We start from the raw sequence: 22,799 nt of genomic DNA, 5'->3' as shown, positions 1-22,799 counted from the left end.
TATAATTACAGAAAAGCCCTTAAATCGCATAAGACTTAAGGGCTGATTGAGACAAGGTGATTAACGGCCCATGTAGACCAGTAAGATAGAAACGTCTGAAGGACTAACACCGCTGATACGTGATGCCTGTCCAATGGTAGCTGGGCGAAGACGTTTTAGCTTTTCTTTCCCTTCGTACGATAAGGCTTTCAACCGATCATAATCAAATTCGGGATTTATGGATAGGCTTTCCCACTTATCCAGTTTTTCGGCATTGATTTTTTCACGGTTCAGATAGTCTTCGTACTTGATCTCGATCACCGCCTGTTCCATTATCTCGTCCTCAACCTCTCCTACTTCAGGCACCATCGAGAGCAATTCCTTTACGTCTTCCTGCTCAATTTCAGGCCGTTTCAACAAGGTGTAGAGACTACTTTTCTCCCGCAGTTGAGCACTGTTCTTAGTAGCTAGCCAGTTATTAATTTCATCCGGTTTAAGCTTCGCCAGCTTGATGTTATCCGTTAACTGAGCTAAGCCTTCGCGCTTATTGATCATTGCCGTATACCGCTCCTGCGAAGCAAGCCCTATGGCGTACCCTTTTTCAGTTAACCTCAAATCGGCATTATCCTGACGTAACAACGTCCGGTATTCAGCTCTTGATGTAAACATTCGATAAGGCTCTTCAGTCCCTTTCGTAATTAGGTCATCTATCAAAACGCCTATATATCCTTCGGAACGTTTAACCGTAAATTCAGCTTCTTCCTGAACATTCCGGTGGGCGTTTATTCCAGCCATCAGACCTTGACAGGCGGCTTCTTCATAGCCGGTTGTGCCATTTATCTGACCCGCAAAAAACAGATTTGATACGAGCTGTGTCTCCAACGTTGGCTTTAATTGAGTTGGTGGAAAGAAATCGTATTCCACAGCATATCCCGGACGGAACATTCTTACGTTTTCAAATCCTGGAATTTTACGTAGTGCGTCGTATTGTACAGTCTCTGGTAAAGACGTTGAAAATCCATTCACGTAGACTTCTACGGTATCCCAACCTTCAGGTTCCACGAAGATTTGATGGCGATCCTTATCGGCAAATCGGTTGATCTTATCTTCTATTGATGGACAATATCTGGGACCAAGTCCTTTAATACGGCCGGTAAACATAGGTGATTTCTCAAACCCTGTCTTTAACTCATCGTGCACAGATTGATTTGTGTACGTGATCCAGCAGCTTCGTTGTTTAAGAAGCGCAGGTGTATTTGTGTATGAGAATTTACCCGGTTTTTCGTCGCCGAATTGTTCTTCCATCAAGTCATAATTCAAGCTACGGCCATCCACTCTCGGTGGCGTACCCGTTTTCATTCGGCCTGATTCAAATCCTAGACTCACCAGTTGTTCTGTTAAACCAGTGGCAGCCCGTTCTGCTGTTCGCCCCCCGCCAAATACTTTTTCGCCAATAAACATTTGTCCGTTCAGGAACGTACCATTTGTCAACACAACGGCTTTGGCGGAGAACGTAACACCAAGGTTTGTCTTGACGCCTTGTACTCGATTATCCTTCACGACTACTTCAGTTACGCTGTCCTGCCAAAAGTCAATGTTGCGGTTTTCTTCCAGAGTTTTTCTCCATTCCCACGCAAACAAATTACGGTCGCTTTGACAACGTGGGCTCCACATGGCAGGACCTTTAGAGCGATTCAGCATACGAAATTGAATCATACTCTTATCGCTAATTACACCTGACATGCCGCCTAAAGCATCTACCTCGCGTACGATCTGCCCTTTTGCAACGCCACCCATAGCCGGGTTGCAAGACATCTGAGCGATAGTCTGCATATTCATTGTGATCAGCAAAACCTTCGAACCCATGGTTGCGGCTGCACTTGCAGCTTCGCATCCTGCGTGTCCTGCGCCCACAACTATGACGTCATAACTTGAATGCATTCCTTTTCTGTTTTAGAAAAATGTTTCACGTGGAAACTTTTCACAAAGTTGACAAAACTTGTTGAAAAGATATAGTTGACAAAAGGCAAACAAAAAACCGCAGTCCTTTGTGCCAAGGACTGCGGTTAAATATGTGACAAACCCTATTTACCTAAACGTTGCAAATACTGATTCGCTTCCTTTTTGTAAAACAAATTGTAGTTAGGACTAACTGATCTAAGCACTTCAACTTGTTTTACTTTATCAGAAAAATTAGTTGAATCGAAAAAAGAAGGTGAACTGCGCTTGGTTGATTTGGCTGCTTCTGCTTCTCGCTTCTGATCTTCCTCCTGTTGTTTTAACGCTTTCTCCGACTCTAGCAACCTTGTCAAGATTTCATTCTGACGATTGATTGTGTTAGGATTAACACGCTTGTTCACTAAATCTGTTTCAGTTTCATCCATTTTTTCCATCAACTCCTTAACTTGCTTCTCTTGTTGTTTGCCAGCTTCGGTCCCTTTTGCATTCTCCTCGAGCTTTTTAAGCATGTTCCTGATCATAGCTTGTTCAGCAGCCATTTGAGAAAGTTCTTCAGATAATCCCCTCCCCGACTTACCGCCCTTCTGCATCTCTTTCATACGAGCATTAAGCTGCTTTTGCATTTCACCCATTCCCTCACCCGACTTTTGGCCTTTCTTGCCTTGTTGACCTTTACCAGGCATAGCCATTGCATTCATCTGTTGCTGCATATTCTTTAATACGTCGCTTAGCATAAGCGCTAAATTATTAATCGAAGTCATCGCAAATTGTTGTTTAGAAGCTGCCATGCTAAGGCGACGTTCACGCAATTGTTGAACGCTTTCGTCCATGTAAAACTTCATATTTGTTAGCTCTCTGGTCACAAACGATTGAATCTGCACAACCCGGCTTGCTAACGCATTCAAGCTATCTTCAATGATTTTTGCATCATCCTGTAGTTTGAGTTGTTCCTGAGAAAGCTTGGTAACACGAGGATCTTGCAAGCTCATTCCCCGGAAATCTTTCATGACTCGCTCCTGGCCGAACGATAACGTAATTAGATTCTCAAGAATGTTACGGAGGTCATCCATGTTTTCCTGCATTTCCTGCATCTCAGCAGATTGCATAGACTCTTTCATGGATTTGCTCATCGCCCGCATGGACTTCGCTGCCTTACTTTGCGATGAAGCAGCTTTTTTACCCTGATTCTGCTTCATTTGCTTCATGGCCTCCTCCATCTGCTTTTCAATCTCCTTCTGCTCCTCTTCAGAAGATTCCGGTTTATTGAGATCATCTTTTTCTGCCTGCTTTTCGATCTCTTTCAACTGCTCCTCTGTATTCTTGAAATCCTCCTGAGACTTCTCTTGCTGCTTTTGTTGCTCATTGGTCGTCTCGTTTTTCTTAGCGCTTTCTTCGGCCTGCTTATCCAGTTGTTCGGCTTGCTTCTCTAAGTTTTCAGCAACATTATTGACCTTCTGCTCCAACTGCATCTGTTTAAACAGCTTCAGCGCACGGTCCAGATCACGTTCCATATTACGTTCTTTGCGACTCAAACGATCCAGCATTTCAGAGGCTTTCTCATCCTGCTTACGTTCCAGAAGTTGCTTCAACTGTTCATATAATTGTTTGGACTCGGGGTCCAGCAATTCGTTGAAGAGCTTTTGAAGCTGCTCCATCTTATCCTGAAGCGATTTATTTTTCTCAGCAAAGCGTTGCTGCGTATCGTTTGTTTTCTGGAATTGCTCCTGAAGTTTTTGAATCTCTTTCATCAGATCCTCGCGTTTCTGAAGAATATCCTGCAACTGCTTCTTGTCCTGGAAGTCGGATGTTTTCTTGGTGCGCATCCGGTCTTCCATAGTGTTCAGCTCTTTCTTAATCGCCTGAGTCTTGTTCAGCGCGTTGTCAATTTGCTGTTCTGTTTTTTCGGCAGACTGATCAACCTGTTTCTGAATCTCGGCGTTCGTGGGAATCACAAAATTCAGTTGATTCGACCGACTCGATTTAGGTCCGTTTACCCCATCGTTATCCCAGACCTGTACAAAGTATTCCAGTCGATCTTCCTGACCAAGTTTCAAACTGTCCAAACTCCAGTTATAAACGAAGTTTTGTGAGGTAGTCGACCGGCTCACTGGAATATCTTTCGAGTATAACGGAGAAGATTTACTATTCCGGATAATCTTGTAATTCAGCCGAAGTTTCGAAAATCCGTAATCATCTGATAGTAAGCCAGATAAGGCGATGTGATTATAAGTAACCGTGTCTTGAATTCGATCCACTGAAATCTGTGGATAACGATCCGGAATGACTTGTACGTTATACTGAATCGATGAAGGAGCAGCGACCTGGCTATTCTTGAGCGACACGGTATACGTAGCGTTTTGCATTAAGTGACGGTTCACCGAGAACGTATTGGCATCTATCAATTGTGCTGATAGGGGCTTCGGATCCGTATTGAACCGTAACGTCAACGAATCGGTGTGATCAGCCGCAAATTCCCAATGCACAACAGTACCCTGCGGGATCAGAAGATTACCGACGTTGGAAAGCTGCTCAGTGGGTTTATTCAGATAAGCCGGATAATCGAGTCGGACATTGAATGATAAGACAGCGGGCCGATCCAGTAAAGACACTTTGTAATCCGGAGAGTTGTAACCCGCAGCTTCGAGATGGAAATCCAGACTACGTTGAAGATTGTCGAACGTATAATTGAACTGATCACCTGATTGATCTAGTTTGAACCGAGTACCATTAGCGACTACGTATACCGTTTGGGGTAAGGCATTCCCTACAAGTTTTACGGATAAAGGGAAGTCCTCGTTACGGAATGCTTTCAACGATTTGTTCTGAACGATAAACTGAAAAGGAGCTTCTTCTACAAACTCCTGATTGTAGTTGACTAATCGCGTTGACGAACTCGTAAAAAATGCTGGATTAATAATCAGGATTGCCAGAATCAACCCTAACGGAGGAATCGCGTATTTCAAAAATTGACGATTGCGGCTAATCTGAATAGCACTGGCAAACCGATTTATAAGCAACTGTTGAGAGCGTTGGTTTAAGCTGGCCTGTAGCAAATCGCTCTGGTCAGACGCTATTCGTTGCAGTTGCAGCGTGTTCAACAGCTTATCCCCTACCTCCGGAAAGTAAGTGCCAATCTGACGAGCAGCTTCATCGTTAGACAAAGGTTTGTTAAGCCCGTACAAACTCATCAGCGGTTTAACGATAAATAAATACAAACCAATCAGAGCCGTTAATAAGAATCCAAAAAACAAAGCGGCCCGGCCTACAGAACTAAATCGCCCAACAAACTCAGCTGTATTAATAAACAAGTAACCAGTTCCAAGCAGACCTACGAAAAACAGCGTGCCTTTTACGAGCTGATTCTGAAAATAACGTTTTTTATACTCTTCAATACGTTGAAGTAATACTGTGTAAGCGTCCGACGGCTTCATAGAAATTCAGGTTGAGCGATTAAATCAATACCGACTGGAAATACTGAATAACATGTTCTTTTAGGAAAATTTCCTGACCTAGTAAATCGGCATGAGGAATCGGTTTTTGGGTGGACCATTGTGGCCACCCGTCCTGATCATATCCCTCAAAAGCATAGTAGCCAGATTGACTTAACACGCGGCAAACGGCAATATGCATAAGATCCTGTTTTGCTTCTTTGGAGAAGCGTTTAGGCCCTTTACCCAATTCTTGTATACCAATAAGAAACAGGACAGCGTTGAGATCGGCGGGTCGCTTACCAACCAACGCTTCAAGCTGGTTAAGTAAGTCTTCCCATAACTCATCTATAGGCTTTTCGTTCACAACTTTAGATCGATTATTCTCTAAATTACAACGTTTTCTCTTATTAAACGAACACTAGCCATGTTTCGGTTTATCCCTACCCTTGTAAACGATTTTGTCGATCTTCTTTATCCTACTTTATGCCTGGGATGTCGCCAATCGCTCACATCAAATGAAAAAATCTTGTGTGCAACTTGTCGAATCAACCTTCCTGAAACGGGACAGCATCGAGAGCCGTATGACCAGAATCTTCTCAATAAGCTTGCCGGAAAAGTGCCGGTGCGTTTTATAGCGTCGTATCTCCATTTTTCTAAAGGGGGTGTGGCGCAAAAAATCGTCCATCAGGTTAAATACAGGGGCCAGAAAGAAGCCGTCAAGGAAATAGCTTCCTGGTACGGTCACCAGCTAAAAACCGAAAGCCATCTTATTAAAGATATAGACGTAATAATTGGCGTACCGTTGCACAGAACCCGTTTGCAGCAGCGAGGCTATAACCAGGCCGATTGGATCGCACAGGGCCTTTCCGAAGCATTAGAGATTCCAATGCGTACGGACGTACTGTTACGTACAAAATTTAAAGCGTCCCAAACCCGCAAAAATCGAATAGAGCGCTGGGAAAACGTAAAAACTGTATTTGCTGTATCAGATCAAAACGAAGTGAAAGGCAAGAACGTAGTACTGGTCGACGATGTGCTTACAACCGGGGCAACCATTGAAGCCTGTGCGATTGAGCTATTAAGGGCGGGTTGCCGATCGGTAGGCGTATTAACGATAGCAGCCACAAAACACTGACAACAAAAAAGCCACCCATTGCTGGGAGGCCTTTCATGTATACGTTAAGTGATGTATTACTTATTCCGGCCAACACCAATCATGGCGCAACGGAAGCCAATCATAGCTGTAGCTGAGTCCTGATCGAGGAATCGGCGTGTACCTGGCGATAACCAGTACGCTACGTCGTTCCAGGAACCGCCTTTGTAGACGCGTAGTTTATCATCAATCAACGACTGCTTGTTTTTCGTATCGTAATTTTTAGCATCATCCAGATAACCGTTCCGACGAATTGGGTTCAAATCGTTCACGTCTTGGTAAGACAGTGGACGATATACGTCATATACCCATTCGTTTACGTTACCGGCCATATTATACAAGCCAAAGTCGTTGGCTGGATACGCATAAATCTCTGCGGTAATAATGGCCCCGTCATTCGAGCGGCCAGCAATACCGGCGTAGTCACCACGACCGCGTTTGAAGTTCGCCAGCATTTGCCCTTGTTTACGGCCTTTCTTTGGATTACGTACCGACGAACCATCCCAGGGATAGATCCGCTGGTTGATCTGGTTTTCATCCATGTACTGCGTACCGATAAGTGCTTTAGCTGCGTATTCCCATTCTGCTTCGGTCGGAAGCCGGTAGTCAGGTAAAATCATGCCGCTTTCAAGACTGGGTTTAGCCGGGGCCGTAGAGGTTGTTGCTTCAGCTAGGGCAGGATCTTCGGTTTTCTTGGATTTCCGTTTCAGCGAAAAACCACCGCCTTTTTTCTTTTCACCGCCCCCTTTAGCCAGTTCGTTATTAACGGCGTTTGATCGCCAAACGGCATAGTCACTCGCCTGTACCCACGATACGCCAACCACCGGATAATACCGGAAAGCAGGGTAGCGAAGATATTGTGTTACGTACGAGTCGTTAAACGAAAGCGGATTTGCCCAAACAGTAGTATCTGGGAGAGCTGCCTTGACCACCTCTTCTGATGAGTCGCGTGTAATGGCGCTTAAGTACTCCAGATAGTGAACGTTGGCAATCTCCGTTTCATCCATATAGAAAGACTGAATCGAAACAGTACGTTCGCGGTTATCACGCGTATTCATTACGTCCTCTTCAAGGGCACCCATTGTAAACCGGCCCCCTTCAATGAAAACGAGGTTCGGTCCTGCTTTCTGGCCCGCAAACTTCTTGACCTGGAAACCGTCTTTCTGGTTATAAGCAATCCCCGTCGCCGTACTCTTCTTTCCTGGCTGCACGCTGGTCGGGTGCTTGGACTTACAAGATGCCAGGGCTGCCGTTGCCAGCAGCACATAAGCCGCTCGCTTGAGGTGATACTTGTGAATCATTGCTCTATTTTGTGTAAAACGTAAGTGCAAACTTAAGATAATAGATTCAAGACATCAGACGTAAGACTTTCAGAAAGAAGGAGATATTCATTCTTTCTTGGAAAACCGCACATTTTTCGTCTTTTAATTTGTCATTGCGCCGAGTATCTCATCCAGCTGTTCAACAGATTCTACGTCAGCATGGGTGAAAATCGGTCGGCCTTTCGATTCCTTCAACGAGCACTTGGCAGGGTTTCGCTTGATATAGTCAATTACCTTGCCAAATTGGTCGGACTTGAAGAAGTCATCATTCCCGTTAGAAACGAAGTATCCTTTCAGGATATTATTCTTAAGCGTCAGTTTTTCAAGGTATAATCGTTCCGCTTTCCAGCGAACGGTTACCATTTTGATCAGGTTTTCTACCTCTTCGGGCATAGGGCCAAAGCGGTCGAGCACTTCCTGACGAAACGCCTGGAGTTCTTCGTTGTTTTGAATACTGTCCAAGCGGGTATACAACGCTAATCGCTCGGAGATATTTGATACGTAACGCTCCGGAATGACAACCTGCAGATCGGTTTCGATCACCGTATCCGGAAGGGCCACCTTTAAACTGCCGGGTGTACTCTCGAATAAGTCTTTAAACTCGGTTTCGCGTAACTCCTGAACCGCTTCATCGAGGACTTTATGGTACATCTCGAAGCCCAGGTCATTAACAAAGCCGCTTTGTTCTGCACCCAGCAGGTTTCCAGCTCCCCGAATATCGAGATCACGCATGGCGATTTTAAAGCCTTCGCCTAAGTCAGAAAAGTCTTCTAATGTTTGAAGCCGTTTACGCGCATCAGCGGTTAAAACTGAGGGCGGAGGAGTCATTAAATAACAGAACGCTTTACGGTTCGATCTGCCGACGCGGCCGCGCATTTGGTGGAGATCCGATAAACCGAAGTAATGCGCATTATTAATGATAATCGTGTTGGCGTTCGGAATGTCGAGTCCTGATTCAATAATATTCGTTGAAACCAGTACGTCGTATTCTCCTTCAATAAACCGGGTCATAACGCGTTCGAGCTTGTCGCCTTCCATTTGCCCGTGTGCTACGCCAATACGTGCCTCAGGAACCAGGCGCATGATAAGGTTGCCAATAGATTCAATGTCATTCACGCGATTATGAACGAAAAACACCTGTCCACCGCGCCGAATCTCGTAGCTAACTGCGTCCCGTATGGTTGCTTCGTTGAAGGGATGCACTTCAGTCGTAACAGGCTGGCGGTTTGGCGGAGGTGTGGCAATGACAGAGAGATCGCGAGCACCCATCAGCGAAAAATGCAGCGTTCGTGGAATCGGGGTAGCGGTGAGCGTTAATACGTCTACTTCAACGCGCATTTCCTTTAAGCGGTCTTTTGTCTTTACACCAAATTTCTGCTCTTCGTCAATGATGAGCAGCCCCAGATCTTTGAACTTAATGTCTTTATTAACGATCCGATGCGTACCGATCAGAATACCAATTTCGCCGGAAGCTACGCCCTTCAGAATCTCTTTGATTTGAGCAGTGCTACGAAACCGGTTGATGTATTCAATCCTGACCGGAAAGTCAGCCATGCGGTCCATAAACGTCTTGTAATGCTGCATAGCGAGGATAGTTGTAGGCACAAGTACCGCCACCTGCTTATTATCCGTTACGGCTTTAAACGCAGCCCGGATGGCAATCTCTGTTTTACCAAAGCCGACGTCGCCACAGACCAGCCGGTCCATAGGGTGTGGCCGTTCCATATCATCTTTAACATCGTTGGTAGCCTTTGCCTGGTCAGGGGTATCTTCGTACAGGAACGACGATTCAAGCTCGGCCTGTAAAAAGCTATCGCGACTGTAGGCATAGCCGGGCGCTGACCGGCGTTTTGCATATAGTGCAATCAACTCACGGGCGATGTCTTTAACCTGTTTACGGATTTTAGACTTCTTATGCTCCCATTCCTGCGAGCCAAGCTTACTCATGGTCGGCGGTCCGCCCTCCCTGCCGCTGTACTTCGCGATTTTATGCAGGCTGTGAATACTAACCAGCAGGATGTCATTATCGCGATAAATTAAGCGAATAGCTTCCTGTTCATTACCAGCGTGATCAACCTTTTCCAGACCAGCAAAGCGGCCAATGCCGTGATCGACATGCGTTACGTAGTCGCCCGGTTGGAGTGTTTTTAGTTCACGTAGCGTAAGCGCTTTCGACTTCGAGAACTTGTCCTGAACCCGGTATTTATAGTAGCGATCAAAAATCTGGTGATCAGTAAAGCAGGCAATTTTAAGGGCATCGTCGATATATCCTTCCCGCAACCCGATGTTCATGGGTTGAAACTTCACGAATGGATCAAGTTCTTCGAAGATCGTCCGTAAGCGATCGAGCTGCTTGAAGGATTCAGCCGCAATGATGTTTGTGTACCCTTTTGATTGGTTTTCGGCCAACGTATCGACCAACCGCTTGAAATCTTTATTGAAAGAAGGCTGAGGCTTAGAACTGTATTGTTGGCGGCCTTCGGTTTTAAAATAAAATTTACGGCCAAACTCTACGGTGCGAAAACCTTTTAGTTCGTTCAAAAATGTCCGGCGTGTTTCAAACAGTTCACCGGGGTCAGATACAACCTGAATACCTCCGCTGCTGGCTAATACGGAAGCAAAACTCTGCTCGGCTTTCTCGTAGCACTTTTCAATAATCTCCAGCGTAAACTCTACGTCTTTTGCCCAAATGGTTGTGCTGTCGGGCAGGAAGTCGAAAAAAGGCTCTCGAGTTTCCTCCGTGAGCTTGGTTTGGATATTCGGGATAATGTTAATAAAATCGACGGGATCGGTTGACAGCTGTGATTCTGGGTTGAATTTTCGAATGCTCTCCACCTCATCGCCAAACAGATCAATCCGATACGGGAACTCGCTGGCAAACGAAAATACGTCGATAATTCCGCCACGTACCGAAAACTGACCGGCTTCGTAAACAAAATCGGTCTTCTCGAACTCGTAATTCTGAAGAAGTTCAGACACAAAATTTGTATCCAGCTTCTCCCCTACCCGAATCGTCAGCGTGTTTTCTTGGAGCGAACGTTTGTTAATAACTTTTTCCGACAACGCTTCCGGATACGTTACCATCAGTAACCCACCCTTCGGGGCCGGGTTTAGCTTGTTGAGCACTTCAGCACGCATCAATACGTTCGCATTTTCGACTTCTTCGTATTGATAGGGCTTTTTGTACGACATCGGAAAAAGTAGCACTTCACGACCCAGCAAGTTCTGCATGTCATTGAAGAAGTAAGCGGCTTCGTCACGATCGGTCAAAATATACAGGTGATTGCCGCCTACGGATTTATAAATGGCGGAGGCAAACACGGCATCGAGGCTACCGGCTAAACCCTTTATCTGAAGGCGCTGTGGTTCGCCCGATGGTTTACGGCTAAAAGGCTCGGCCAGCAGTTTTGTATAACTATCGTCGGCGTATAAGCCGAGCAATTCTTCCGGTTTCAAGCGATGTTCAGGTTGTAATGGTCAAACACGAAAAGCCGCTGGAAGAACATTCCAACGGCAAATAGGTAACAGCAAGGCAAGGAAATTTGTTGCGCTATAGCTCAGACATCAGTGCATAATCGATGTTTTCCTGGTCGAGCAGCTTTTTAATGCGGGGACTATCCTCAAAAACGATTACAATCTCTTTTTTATCGGCCAGATCGTCTTCATCGTCAACCCACTTCCAGTCTTCAGCGGTAGCGTCCAGAATGTTCAGGACACTACCCATTTTAGCCGGATCGCGCTCTTTGCTTATTAAATCATTGGTATTTGTGAAGTAGATAACAATCTGTTCGTCTTCGAGCCACTGTAAGTCGTTCAGCGCATCGTTCAGCGCATCCAGATTAAAGCCGAAGTCAGAAATTTCAAGCAGGTCAGCGATTTCTTCGTAAAACTGCCGAAGTGTGAGCGTTTTCTTGCCGTCAATGTGAGCAATGAAGGAAGTAGAGAAGTGTTTCTCTAACTCGCTTTCCGACTGGCTGATGAGTATGTTAGGCGTCATTTGGTTTCTACGAATGAATTGTAATGGTCGTGCGTGTAATAAGCGCGGTTGTCAGAGCCAGTATTAAGCGCTCAGCACCGCGGTTCTTCCCGTTGATCTTTGGACTAACATCCCACACCTGATAGCGTATCTGCTGACCAGAAGCATCACGTTTGGGTAAGGGTTCTCAAAGTTACCAAATGTTTGTCCGCCAACGTAACCATCAGGAGCACGACCCTTTTTTCGAACGTAATCGAGTACTTGGCTTACCTTGACCGGGACGCCACCGACCGGTACATCGTCTACTCTGTAAGTTGACGGTAGAGTAGTTCGGTCGGCCCCATGACGCCTGTGTTTCTGATGATGTTTGGTCGGCTAACGCTTGGGCTGGTCCTGCTGATAAGCCGTCTGATTTGATTGATCGTTGTAAAAGAACATCCAGCTAGCAGTGCTGCCGGGTGTTCCACTTCTATCTACACTATTGAGGAGATTGCGGCCTATAGGAATTGCAAATGTAATATGGCTCGTTTGTACTATGAAGACGCATTGTTTACTGAAAATTCGCTGTAGTACGTCTATAGATTATAAATTTATCTGCCTCAAATCTCGGATTAGGCGTTAGTCTAACTACAATCAAATCCTGTCATGTACCACTTGGGCACCCAGTGCTTCGCAGGAGTCATCTCTCTGTATTTTGAGTGCATACTAAGTTCCCTTAGTGTGGCAAGCTATCAAAAACGGCTACTGGCATTGCCAGCAGCCGTTCAACACTCACTGTAAGAACCCTAAACCGTATCGTAATCTGTCTACATATCTTTCAGAAGGCAACAGTTTAATTAAACCCCCAATTCGGGAATCTCCTGTCCACTTCTTACCGGCTCTCATACTCGAATCAGTGACATACGATACTCGTATCAGGAACTATCCGCCGAACCGATCTTTATTCTCAAAAAATTGATGACAGACCATCAGATGAGAATTAAGTAAAATATTTGTCCATATATTTCGACTCATCAAAAAAAAGAAAACAACTACATTGATATGAGCCAGGAAGAAAACAAAAAGTTTATGGCTTCCTTTATTGAGGAAGTCATAAATAAGAAAAATTTAGCAGTAACTGATGAGTTGGTCGCCGAAGATTTTATTGAACATCTGCCCTTCCCGGGCCAGGGGCCGGGGCGAGAAGGATTAAAGTTTGCCCTCAATTCCATGTTTACTGGATTTCCCGACATGAACTGGACCGTGCATGAACAAATTGCCGAAGGGGAAACGGTGGTTACCCGATTTAGCTGGACAGGTACTCACCAGGGGGAGTTTATGGGCATACCGGCCACTCAAAAACGAGTTGAAGTGTGGGGCATAGTAATTGATGTGGTTAGAAACAACCTATTTTCTGAAAGCCGGATCATCATGGATACGGTTGGTCTACTGCAACAAGTCGGTATGATGGCTTAACCAAGACATACCATCAATGCAGGTAAAAGCCTTACAGCTATCAGGCGCTGGGTGCTGAAGTCAACGTTGCAGCTATCAAGCATAAGATAGCTGCAATGTTGACTTCAGCCAAACGTTTTTTACAGTAATATCCTACTGGCGTGAGTCGCCTAATGGAGTGATGAATTAGATAACCTAGCGAAGCGTGCTGTCGATGGGTTGGTCAGTGCAGATGGGATGAGATTGATTCGATCTGAAAGTTAACAAAGCGGATCAATATTGGAGTAACTAGCAGAGTTGGGGTATATTGGCCAGCTTACTGGACAGTAGACAGTTTGAACAAAAAGCGGCTGGCCAGTGGTAAGTCTAAGTTCGCTTTTGGTGGAGAGCAACTACCAGTCGGACATTGGGTACCGTTGCGTTAGAAACCATCGCTGTAACAGCGGTCAACTGCCATTGGCCATCAAACCATTGTTGAGCTTGACTCATCTTGTTCGTATGCTGAAGATCCGCTGAATCATCTTTCTTGGGATGTACAGGCTGCTGACAACCTGCCATTACAAACAGCAGAAACAGATTTGTCAGAACAGATTTCATAACTTGAAGGAGAACGGTTTGACTAGTGACCCTATAGAAGCGGTGACAGTTGGAATTGGTTTTGTATGCTACTGATTAGCATTGACAGATATTAAAGTTTAATATTCAGTTAGACATATTCTCACTTAAGGCTCCTTTTGTTCATAGGTAAACGAGCTTCCTTTAATGACAAGCCAAAATTGAGTAAAAACTGCCCGCCTACAAAAAAGCCCTCGGGGATGGAGGGCTTTTTTGTGTTAATTCAATGAAAAGAGTGGGATTCGGGCTGCAACCATATTATGAAACATCAGCTCGGTAATCATAGGCGTCATGTATTTAATAAGCGGAAATTCGGAGATAGATTCCATAACCTCCAGCTCTGAATCAGCCTTGAAAATACACCATAATTTCTGACGATCGATTGATAAGGAATACGATAACAGAGACCCTTTTTCCATGAGTTCTTCCACCTTAAGCCGCTGAGCGGGAATGCGGTTCGCAAACCCTTCGTCCATTACGACCGGAAGATCAAATTCTACCATGTATTGGCTCATAAGCAATATTGTTCAGCATGGGCCGGTTACAGTATACGTTATTAAGCTGCACCGGCTATAAGCAAGTTAACAATCTTTAGCTCATCTTCGTTGATGGTATGCTGAAAATTTGGGTACAGTTTAGTCGTTACATCCGCGCCCATACGTTGAAAAACAGCTTCCGTTTCCAGAACGCGTTCTTTGGGAACGTGCGAATCAACATCGCTGCAACCCAGGAATATGGGCGTTTTATCGAATGAGCCCTCATAGCGACGGGGCGTACCTTCAGGGCCTATGAGACCACCACTTAGCCCAAAGACACCGCCGTATTCCATGGCATTACGTGCAATAAACTCCAGCAGCAGGCAAGCGCCCTGCGAAAAACCCAACCAGTAAATCTGCGACGGCTTAACGTTGAAATCGGATTGTAATCGCGCCCGGAGCCCAACCAGCACCTGCAACGCAGAGGATAAATACGGTTCGTTTTCCTCCGTGGGTCGCAAAAACGAGTGCGGATACCACGTATTGTTCGTCGCTTGTGGAGCAACGAAGGCAAAATCATCAGAGTCAATGTACTCGGATAGCGATAAGATGTCCCGCGCCGAGCTACCACGACCGTGTACCATCACCATCACCTTATGGGCTTCTTCAAATGGTTTTCCGGCGGTGACTATATTGTTAGGGTTATGAATCATAAGCTGTACCAGTGATTAGTTATCGCTACGTATCCGGTAGCATTTAGGAGAAACGCTACCGGATACGTAATGCTTACCGAACAATAATTTCAGGTAATTCTTTCTCTAACGTAGCACGACGAGACTCATACTGCGGTGGCAATTTCAAGCCGGTACCCAACTCGGCAACCGGTTCATCGACAGCAAAGCCCGGCGGGTTCGTAGCTACTTCAAACAGAATGCCGCCTGGCTCGCGAAAGTAGATGCTATGAAAGTAATTCCGGTCCTGCACGGGCGTAACATGATACCCAGCCTCAATCAGTTGATGCTGAATAAGGAGCTGAGTTTCGTCCGTATCCGTTGAGAAAGCTACGTGGTGAACAGACCCGGCTCCCTGCAGTGAACGTACATCTTTCGGCGAATGAAGCACGTCTACGTAGTTGCCGGGGCCGCCGTTGCCTGCTTTAAAGCGGAAACGGCCTTCCTCCTCCCCTACCAAGGTGTGCTGCATAAGTTCGGTCAGCAGCTTAACAGTTCGGTCAGGATTTGATTCGTTTAGCGTTACCGTATGGAAACCACGTACAGCATGCTCTAACGGAATTTGACCGTTACTCCAGCCTGCACGTTGATCTTCACCGTTGAAAACAAGCTCAATCCCCATACCATCGAAGTCTTCAAAACGAAGGTACGTTTCCGAAAACCGTTTGTAAGGACCTGCGTATGGAATGTTACGTGCGTGCAGCCGATCCATCCAGAAGCTCAGGGAAGCCGTTGGGACAGAAAAGGCCGTGTAGGTTAACTGACCTACCCCTTTCCGACCACGTGGAATGTTGCCATAGGGGAAGAACGTCAGGATCGATCCCGGAGAACCCGTCTCATCGCCGTAGTATAGATGATACACATCCGGCGCATCGAAATTGACGGTTTTCTTAACCAGTCGAAGTCCTAAAATGTCGGTGTAATAATCAATATTACGTTGGGTGTCGCCAGCGATTGTGGTGACGTGGTGCAGACCATTAATGAGCGTTTCCATAGGGTTGAAATTATGAACTGGTTGAAAATGTTTAGTTTCTTTTAATAATGTTATTACATTTAATGTATATACATTAAAATTATAAATATTGTTCCATAAAAAAAGTCCGAAGTATAAACTCCGGACTTTTGCACACAGTTATTGGCAAAAATTATTCTTTCAGGAAAGGATAATCAGCCTGCATATAAACATCTTTGTACGCTTCGTCGGCAGATGGATATGGCGACTCTTCAGCAAACTTAACCGATTCATCAACAATGCCCTTGATCTTTTGATCAATAGCCGTCAACTCCTCTTCCGTAGCGATTCCCTGCTCAAGGATCCGAGCTTTAACCAATTCGATAGGGTCACGCTGCTTATACTGCTCAACTTCGTCTTTACTACGGTACTTCTGCGGGTCCGACATCGAGTGGCCCCGGTAACGATACGTCCGGAATTCCAGATACGTTGGGCCTTCGCCAGCGCGGGCACGTTCGGCTGCGCGGCTTACGGCTTCGTGAACGGCTTCTACGTCCATGGCATCAACCGGCTCCGAAGGCATATCGTACGACTCACCGATGGTGTATAATTCTGTTACGTTCGACGTACGCGCCACCGACGTTCCCATAGCATATCCGTTGTTCTCGACTACGAAAATAACGGGCAGTTTCCAGAGCATGGCCATGTTGAACGCTTCGTGCAGCGCACCTTGCCGAACGGCTCCGTCGCCGAAGAAACAGATGCAGAGGTTACCGGTCTTGTTGTACTTTTCGGCAAAGGCAATACCGGCACCCATTGGAATCTGAGCACCAACGATACCGTGGCCACCCATAAAGTTGACCGACTTATCAAAGATGTGCATCGATCCGCCTTTACCTTTCGAAGAACCCGTTTGCTTTGCAAACAACTCAGCCATAACCGCTTTTGGGTCAGAGCCAAGGGCGAGTGGGATACCGTGGTCACGATAAGCGGTTATCCACTTATCATCCTTTGTTAAAGCCGAATAAGATCCAGACGAGCCAGCTTCCTGACCAATATACAGATGGCAAAAGCCCCGAATTTTTTGTTGCCCGTAAAGCTGCCCGGCTTTTTCTTCAAACTTCCGTTGCAACTGCATGGACTCATACCAATACATATACCGCTCCTTCGGATGCTGTGTTTTTGTAGGTTGCGGAGTCATGCCGTTTTGCTTAGTTTTCTCTTTGACGCTTGCCATGAGGAGTGAGTTCGATAAATCAGCAATCGCTGTGTTGACCGTCTGCGAGGTTCATTAACCTAACAAACCGGCTTTATCTTTGTTGCCAATGTTAGTTTGTCATCAAGCTGATTAGTGGCTGACAGTTAGTTCACCAGGCTGCTCAATGACTAACTGGCTGCAAAGACAGCTGCGAAATTACGCAATCTCGCGTTATGGGCCATACGTATGCACCTTGAAAAGCTGAGCCTGACCAATTTTAAGAACTATGAAGACGGCCGTTACCTGTTTGGGCGGCAGGTGAACGTAATTGTTGGGCCTAACGGGAGCGGGAAAACGAATCTGTTAGATGCCGTCTATTTTCTGGCGCTCAGCAAAAGTGCGTTCCAAAGTCAGGATGCGCTCAGCATTTTGCACGATGCCGATTATTTTATTCTCGACGGCATATTTGAGGAAACGATAGCTACGGGTTCCGAGGGACAATTGCACGAACGGCCTGTGCAAATTACCATCAGTTTGCAGCGAGGACAGCGTAAGGTGTTAATGGCCGATAAGAAACCGTACGAACGTGTCAGTGAGCATATTGGCCGCTTTCCGGTCGTGTTGGTTGCGCCCAACGATACGGATCTTGTACGAGAACACAGCGAAGATCGTCGTCACTTTTTCGATGGCGTATTGTCGCAGCTCGATCCGGATTATCTGCGCGATTATTTGATGTATCAGCAGGTGTTGAAGCAGCGGAACAGCCTGCTTAAGCTGTTTGCGGAGCGCAATCAGGTTGATAACGACATGCTCGATACCTATGATGTTCCGCTGTTGGAAATCGGTCAACGAATTCACGACCGTCGTGATCAGTTCGTTAAGGAGTTTTTACCCAGTTTTCGGGCGCATTATGCCTATCTGAGCGACGAACGGGAAGAGGTTAATATCGTTTATGAATCGGAAGTAAGCGATCCTGATTTCGTGGAGGAGTTCCGACACTTTCGCCGACGTGATACCGTATTACAGCGCACAACAATGGGGGTGCACAAAGACGATTACGGATTCATGATTGGCGATGTGGCCTTAAAAAAGTTCGGTTCGCAGGGGCAGCAGAAAACCTTTGTGATTGCCTTAAAACTAGCCCAGTTTAACCACCTCGAAGCCAAAAAAGGGATCAAGCCGATTCTGCTGCTGGATGATATTTTCGACAAGCTGGACGACCAGCGCATCGGTAAACTGATCCGGCTGATGGACGAAGGAGCTTTCGGACAGCTTTTTGTTACCGACGCCCGCCCCGAACGTACCCGGGAATTGCTCAGGCAGGTCAAAGCGGACGTTCGGTTTTTTGAGATAAACGCTCAGCGGTAGATTAGTCTTACTGAACAGGTTTTGCTCTCAACTTGAGCTGATCACGACTTAACGTTATCATCCGGCCAATGGGTTTTCCATTTCGGTACGTTATGACACGTAAGGTAATCGGCCCTTCGGGAATCTTGATAGGCTGGGTGTATTTAGTCGAGTACCGACCTGGTACCGTATCATCGATCGAGTAAAAGATATCCAAATCAGGAATTTCGGTTTCCAGGATCGCCGTAAGATCGCCCTCTTTTGTGGTCAACGTTCTGACGATTGGATCATACGCACTACGGGCGTAATTCACCCCCGCCAGGTCGGCCCGAACAAACTGCGTTTCCATGCGGGGAATAAACCCTTCCCAGTTTCGTCTGCTTTTGGGCGACCAGTACACGTCCGCAAGCGCCCAGCTACGCGGGTAAGTCATGTATTCCGCATAGGGCAGCGTTGTTACGGCTTCCGTCCATAAATTGGCCTGACCACCGAGTATGTATTTCGCATCGACGCTGTCGGGTACGGGCTCGAAGTTGTAACAGGTTTTCAGACGTAGTGTACTGTAAATGGGCGGTTCGAGCGTAGGGTCACTCTGCATGTAGTCGATGTATACGTAGTTTGTTGGCGTCATCACTACGTCGTGACCCATTTTAGCCGCTTCAATACCGCCCTTCATGCCGCGCCAGCTCATCACCGTTGCTTCTGGAGCAATGCCGCCCTCCAGAATTTCATCCCAGCCGAGCAGCTTTTTTCCTTTAGTTTTCAGGATCTGCTCAACCCGCTTCATGAAATAACCTTGCAGTTCTTCTACATGCTTCATGTTCATCTTCTGCATCAGGGCCTGGCAGCCAGGGTCTTTCTCCCAGAAACCTTTGTAACACTCATCACCGCCAACGTGGATGTACTGATTGGGAAACAAGGCCGCTACTTCCGTGAAAACCTTATCCAGAAACGCATACACCTTCTCATCCGACGGATTCAACGTATTGTCGATAAACATTTTGAACGTACCGTTCGGGTACCATTCCGAGAAGTTTGAGCCTGGATTGACCTTCGTGCTGGTGTCTTTCGAGCAGGATAATTCGGGGTAAGCGGCAATGGCGGCCATACTGTGCCCCGGCACATCAATCTCTGGTACAATCGTTACGTTACGTTCCTGAGCGTAGCGAATCACTTCTTTAATATCTTCCTGCGTATAAAAACCGCCATCGGTGGCAGGTTCGCCGGGTTTAGGCGCATCCAATCGGCCAAACTTACCAGTACGTGGTACGCGCCAGGCGCCTACGGAAGTAAGTCTGGGCAACGATTTAATTTCAATCCGCCAGCCATTGTCGTCAGTCAGGTGCCAGTGGAAAGTGTTGTACTTCATCCGCGCCAGCTCGTCGATGTAGCGTTTGACATCTTCTTTGGGAAAGAAATGCCGACTGACGTCGAGCATGATTCCTCGCCAGCCGAAACGAGGGTAATCGGTAATCTGCACAACGGGAGCCGACCAGCTTCTCTGCACCACCGTTTTGCTTTCTATCTCGGTTGGTAACAGTTGCAGCAGTGTCTGTACACCGTAGTACAGCCCTCCGGGTTGATTCGCCGAGATCATGACCGCTTTCGGAGATACTACGAGCGTGTACCCTTCTTTACCTAGCTGCGTATTTGGCAGCTTATTTAAGCTCAATTGAATGCCACTTGCAGCGGTTAACTTGCCTTGCCTGGTTTTAAACGCAAACCCTGTCGAGGTATTTAACTTTTCGGCAAGTCCTTCCGCAACGGATCGTATGGCTGGATCATCATAAACGATAGCCGATGCTTTTGTCAAGGCAAACGTACCCGTTCCAGGACGTACGTCAACGGGTTGGGGAATTAAATGAATCGGCTGATTTTGAGCGCTAGCTACAGAGATAGTCAGGCTCAAAACGAAAAAAAACAGTTTCTGCATGGGTATAAACCAGAAAAGAATTGGATTATTTGTCAGCTAACAACAGAAGATGTTTGACCAATGCGTCTACTACTGTTCGGTCAGGGCTGGCCGGGACGATACGTCTTTTCTATATGCTGCTGAACGTCTTCGGGGTAGAACCAGACCTCTTTAAACTTACCGGCAGCGTAAAGAGGAGCCTGATCCGTGAAATGAGGTGAGTTTGGCTGACTCTTCGCCCCTCCTGTCATGACAGAGCGCGCTTTTACCTTCTTGCCAAACTCCACAACCGCCACAAAGCTGTTTCCGACGCTGCCATAGCGTTTTTTGGTGCCAGGATACGAACGTGCGCCATAAGCCGCCAGCGACCCCCAGGCTGAAGAGGTAAACGGAACTGGAATGCTGGGCTTATTATCGTCGAAGGTTTCCTGAATATTACCCGTCAGTCGCTGGAATCGGTTTACGTCCCCCCAGGCTACCTGCCAGCTACCAAAGTCTTTCTCGAGTTGAGCCAGAACATCAGCTAAAGTTTTCACTTTCTCCTGTGCAGACGTACGACTGATGGTAAAGGCCGTGAAACTAAGATTGTCCAGCCGTTGGTCGGGTTGTACTCGCGAACGGGCCAGCCGCTGAATGGCTTCGCCCCAATAAATGGCGAGGGTCATACCGACGGAAGTTGCGCTATAGCATCTGTTCCAGCTACGTAACGTTTCAATCGCTTTGGGTAACTCTTTCGACTGCCCTTCGGCCTGGCCCGAACCGGTTTCGTAAGCATTCACCAATGCCGGAATCAACTCTTCAAAACCGGTCAGATAAGGATCATTAGCGGCCGCAATCAACGTATCGAGGGTAAAAGAAGACCGGCGGCTGAGTACCCGAACGGCGTTGATACCGCGGTAGTTTTCGGCGTCGGGTGCCATATAAGCTGGGTATTTTGCTTTATCTGGACTGCTGGGTCCTGAAACCGTGAACGGTGTTGAGTTGCAGTTCTGGATCCAGCCGCTGGCGGGGTTATGTACCTGAACGATCTCATCAATAGCGTGTAAGCCTTTCCAGTCGGTTTCCGGATTGCTGCCATCTACGGCTTGGTTCCAGTCGAATTTTGGGTTTCGCTTCGGCATGAAGTTCCCGTGCCAGTAGGCAATGTTGCCTTTATTATCGGCGAATACCGTATTGTTGGAGGCATTGCCGTTGAGCTTCATCACCTGCTTATAACTGACATAATCCGTAGCTTTCGTCCGCAGAAACGACTGTGATAAGGCATTTAGAGGATCGTTCATCATGCTCACTGTAATCCACTTCCCATCTTGTTCGCCCACAACCGGCCCGTGGTGCGTCCGGTAGATGGTAAAATCTTTGTGCAGAATGGTATTCGCTTTAACGTAGGGTAAGGATACGGTTTGAACCTGTACGGGCTTTAATGCGCTACCATGTTTGTAGTAAAATGCATTGCCTTTCTTGATAATCGTTTCCAGGTACTCATCCATGACATCGGCACTACTGGATGTATGCATCCAGCCACAATGCTCGTTGAAGCCCTGATAGATGAAGAACTGGCCCCAGGTTACAGCGCCATACGCGTTCAGGCCCGTTTTACTGGCCATCTGCACCTCCGATCGGAAATAGAACGACGTATGTGGGTTAATCAACAGTATTGCATTTTTGGTAGCGCTTTTACTGGGTGCAATCGCGAAGCCGTTTGAGCCGACTGGTTCGCGCTCGCGTTTGTCAAAATCTTCGCCCCAGGACGTCGACCGATCGTGTGTATAAAACCCCTTGATTCGCTCCACCGAGACAGCGCTGATATTGCCGCCAATGCTGCCTTCACTGAACATCAGCGGCATCCAGGGTTGAAAGCGCTTCAATACCTTAGGCGTTACGTCTGGATGGGTGTAGAGAAAGTAATTGGTGCCATCAGCGAACGCGTCCAGCAGTTTCTTCATCCAGACCGGACTCTTCTTGTAGATGGCAATGGCCTGCGTGCTGTCCATGAACAACCTTGCTCGCAGATCATGGTATAAATCCTTCTCCCCTTCTACCTCAGCCAGGCGGCCAATAGCATCGAGGTAATTCATTTCCACCCGATTGAAGTCGTCTTCGCATTGAGTGTACAGCACGCCAAATACAACGTCAGCATCGGTATTGCCGTAGATGTGAGGAATGCCCCAGGTATCGCGCGTAATGGTTATCTGGTTAGCCTGCTTTTTCCATCGGGCAATTTCGGCGGGTGTAAAGGGCTGGGCATACGTACCGATTGTGCATAAGCTGAAGATTAAAGCGAAGAAGCGTCTCATTGGTCAGGATGTATCAGGTC

Annotated in this window: 16 protein-coding genes; 3 read left to right on the top strand and 13 right to left on the bottom strand. The window is 46.8% G+C overall.

Translation table 11 applies throughout. From position 1 onward, the window contains the following. Nucleotides 1–60: 60 nt before the first annotated feature. The 3 genes from mnmG to ACYVBJ_RS10590 all read right to left on the bottom strand — a co-directional run bounded on the left by mnmG (nucleotide 61) and on the right by ACYVBJ_RS10590 (nucleotide 5,733). Entirely contained in the window at nucleotides 61–1,920 is a 1,860-nt protein-coding gene (gene mnmG / locus ACYVBJ_RS10600) for a tRNA uridine-5-carboxymethylaminomethyl(34) synthesis enzyme MnmG (RefSeq protein ID WP_460982269.1), read from the bottom strand. Nucleotides 1,921–2,063: 143 nt separating this feature from the next. Beyond that, the gene (locus ACYVBJ_RS10595; protein ID WP_460982268.1) at nucleotides 2,064–5,369 is read right to left on the bottom strand and encodes a DUF4175 family protein; all 3,306 of its coding nucleotides are present in this window, start codon (nucleotides 5,367–5,369) and stop codon (nucleotides 2,064–2,066) included. Nucleotides 5,370–5,388: 19 nt separating this feature from the next. Further along, a complete protein-coding gene (locus ACYVBJ_RS10590) occupies nucleotides 5,389–5,733 on the bottom strand; it encodes a hypothetical protein (RefSeq protein WP_460982267.1) in 345 nt (114 codons plus the stop codon). A gap of 300 nt (nucleotides 5,734–6,033) precedes the next feature. Here ACYVBJ_RS10590 and ACYVBJ_RS10585 point away from each other — a divergent pair, with 300 nt between their 5' ends. Next, nucleotides 6,034–6,504, top strand: a complete 471-nt coding sequence (locus tag ACYVBJ_RS10585) for a ComF family protein (protein WP_460982266.1) — start codon at nucleotides 6,034–6,036, stop codon at nucleotides 6,502–6,504. A 56-nt stretch (nucleotides 6,505–6,560) separates the two neighbouring features. Here ACYVBJ_RS10585 and gldJ read toward each other — a convergent pair whose 3' ends face one another. From gldJ to ACYVBJ_RS10570, 3 genes are all read right to left on the bottom strand, one after another. Then, nucleotides 6,561–7,823, bottom strand: coding sequence for a gliding motility lipoprotein GldJ (gene gldJ, locus ACYVBJ_RS10580; protein WP_460982265.1), 1,263 nt, complete (start codon nucleotides 7,821–7,823; stop codon nucleotides 6,561–6,563). 123 nt (nucleotides 7,824–7,946) lie between these two features. Beyond that, complete coding sequence (mfd, locus tag ACYVBJ_RS10575) at nucleotides 7,947–11,300, bottom strand: transcription-repair coupling factor (RefSeq protein ID WP_460982264.1); 3,354 nt, start codon at nucleotides 11,298–11,300, stop codon at nucleotides 7,947–7,949. A 94-nt stretch (nucleotides 11,301–11,394) separates the two neighbouring features. After that, nucleotides 11,395–11,841 (bottom strand): barstar family protein, encoded by a 447-nt coding sequence (locus ACYVBJ_RS10570; RefSeq protein WP_460982263.1) that lies wholly within the window; start codon nucleotides 11,839–11,841, stop codon nucleotides 11,395–11,397. Nucleotides 11,842–12,861: 1,020 nt separating this feature from the next. Between ACYVBJ_RS10570 and ACYVBJ_RS10565 the strand changes: the two genes are divergently transcribed. Next, nucleotides 12,862–13,275: an ester cyclase gene (locus tag ACYVBJ_RS10565; RefSeq protein ID WP_460982262.1), complete on the top strand. Its 414-nt coding sequence runs from the start codon at nucleotides 12,862–12,864 to the stop codon at nucleotides 13,273–13,275. Nucleotides 13,276–13,620: 345 nt separating this feature from the next. Here ACYVBJ_RS10565 and ACYVBJ_RS10560 read toward each other — a convergent pair whose 3' ends face one another. From ACYVBJ_RS10560 to pdhA, 5 genes are all read right to left on the bottom strand, one after another. Further along, entirely contained in the window at nucleotides 13,621–13,851 is a 231-nt protein-coding gene (locus ACYVBJ_RS10560; protein ID WP_460982261.1) for a hypothetical protein, read from the bottom strand. A gap of 236 nt (nucleotides 13,852–14,087) precedes the next feature. Next, nucleotides 14,088–14,384, bottom strand: a complete 297-nt coding sequence (locus ACYVBJ_RS10555) for a muconolactone Delta-isomerase family protein (RefSeq protein WP_460977006.1) — start codon at nucleotides 14,382–14,384, stop codon at nucleotides 14,088–14,090. Nucleotides 14,385–14,425: 41 nt separating this feature from the next. Beyond that, entirely contained in the window at nucleotides 14,426–15,058 is a 633-nt protein-coding gene (locus tag ACYVBJ_RS10550; protein WP_460977007.1) for an alpha/beta hydrolase, read from the bottom strand. 73 nt (nucleotides 15,059–15,131) lie between these two features. Then, nucleotides 15,132–16,070 carry a ring-cleaving dioxygenase gene (locus ACYVBJ_RS10545; protein WP_460982260.1) on the bottom strand — a complete coding sequence of 313 codons (939 nt, stop codon included), beginning with the start codon at nucleotides 16,068–16,070 and terminating at the stop codon, nucleotides 15,132–15,134. Between the two features lie 151 nt (nucleotides 16,071–16,221). Continuing rightward, nucleotides 16,222–17,265, bottom strand: coding sequence for a pyruvate dehydrogenase (acetyl-transferring) E1 component subunit alpha (gene pdhA, locus ACYVBJ_RS10540; protein WP_460977009.1), 1,044 nt, complete (start codon nucleotides 17,263–17,265; stop codon nucleotides 16,222–16,224). 207 nt (nucleotides 17,266–17,472) lie between these two features. Here pdhA and recF point away from each other — a divergent pair, with 207 nt between their 5' ends. Beyond that, nucleotides 17,473–18,594, top strand: coding sequence for a DNA replication/repair protein RecF (gene recF, locus ACYVBJ_RS10535; RefSeq protein ID WP_460982259.1), 1,122 nt, complete (start codon nucleotides 17,473–17,475; stop codon nucleotides 18,592–18,594). Nucleotides 18,595–18,601: 7 nt separating this feature from the next. Here the strand turns inward: recF and ACYVBJ_RS10530 are convergent, their stop codons facing one another. Both ACYVBJ_RS10530 and ACYVBJ_RS10525 read right to left on the bottom strand, forming a co-directional pair. Further along, nucleotides 18,602–20,506 carry a beta-N-acetylhexosaminidase gene (locus tag ACYVBJ_RS10530; RefSeq protein ID WP_460977011.1) on the bottom strand — a complete coding sequence of 635 codons (1,905 nt, stop codon included), beginning with the start codon at nucleotides 20,504–20,506 and terminating at the stop codon, nucleotides 18,602–18,604. Between the two features lie 80 nt (nucleotides 20,507–20,586). Next, entirely contained in the window at nucleotides 20,587–22,779 is a 2,193-nt protein-coding gene (locus ACYVBJ_RS10525) for a penicillin acylase family protein (protein WP_460982258.1), read from the bottom strand. Nucleotides 22,780–22,799: the final 20 nt, after the last annotated feature.

This window comes from Spirosoma fluminis (assembly GCF_054778895.1).
The sequence above is the reverse complement of the archived record's forward strand: the minus strand, read 5'-3'. Positions and strand labels throughout refer to the sequence as shown.

What these genes read in the sequence shown, in the direction of transcription:
- mnmG (WP_460982269.1), bottom strand. Translation starts at nt 1,920, where the DNA reads ATGCATTCAAGTTATGACGTCATAGTTGTGGGCGCAGGACACGCAGGA.
- ACYVBJ_RS10595 (WP_460982268.1), bottom strand. Translation starts at nt 5,369, where the DNA reads ATGAAGCCGTCGGACGCTTACACAGTATTACTTCAACGTATTGAAGAG.
- gldJ (WP_460982265.1), bottom strand. Translation starts at nt 7,823, where the DNA reads ATGATTCACAAGTATCACCTCAAGCGAGCGGCTTATGTGCTGCTGGCA.
- ACYVBJ_RS10570 (WP_460982263.1), bottom strand. Translation starts at nt 11,841, where the DNA reads ATGACGCCTAACATACTCATCAGCCAGTCGGAAAGCGAGTTAGAGAAA.
- ACYVBJ_RS10565 (WP_460982262.1), top strand. Translation starts at nt 12,862, where the DNA reads ATGAGCCAGGAAGAAAACAAAAAGTTTATGGCTTCCTTTATTGAGGAA.
- ACYVBJ_RS10560 (WP_460982261.1), bottom strand. Translation starts at nt 13,851, where the DNA reads ATGAAATCTGTTCTGACAAATCTGTTTCTGCTGTTTGTAATGGCAGGT.
- ACYVBJ_RS10555 (WP_460977006.1), bottom strand. Translation starts at nt 14,384, where the DNA reads ATGAGCCAATACATGGTAGAATTTGATCTTCCGGTCGTAATGGACGAA.
- ACYVBJ_RS10550 (WP_460977007.1), bottom strand. Translation starts at nt 15,058, where the DNA reads ATGATTCATAACCCTAACAATATAGTCACCGCCGGAAAACCATTTGAA.
- ACYVBJ_RS10545 (WP_460982260.1), bottom strand. Translation starts at nt 16,070, where the DNA reads ATGGAAACGCTCATTAATGGTCTGCACCACGTCACCACAATCGCTGGC.
- pdhA (WP_460977009.1), bottom strand. Translation starts at nt 17,265, where the DNA reads ATGGCAAGCGTCAAAGAGAAAACTAAGCAAAACGGCATGACTCCGCAA.
- recF (WP_460982259.1), top strand. Translation starts at nt 17,473, where the DNA reads ATGCACCTTGAAAAGCTGAGCCTGACCAATTTTAAGAACTATGAAGAC.
- ACYVBJ_RS10530 (WP_460977011.1), bottom strand. Translation starts at nt 20,506, where the DNA reads ATGCAGAAACTGTTTTTTTTCGTTTTGAGCCTGACTATCTCTGTAGCT.
- ACYVBJ_RS10525 (WP_460982258.1), bottom strand. Translation starts at nt 22,779, where the DNA reads ATGAGACGCTTCTTCGCTTTAATCTTCAGCTTATGCACAATCGGTACG.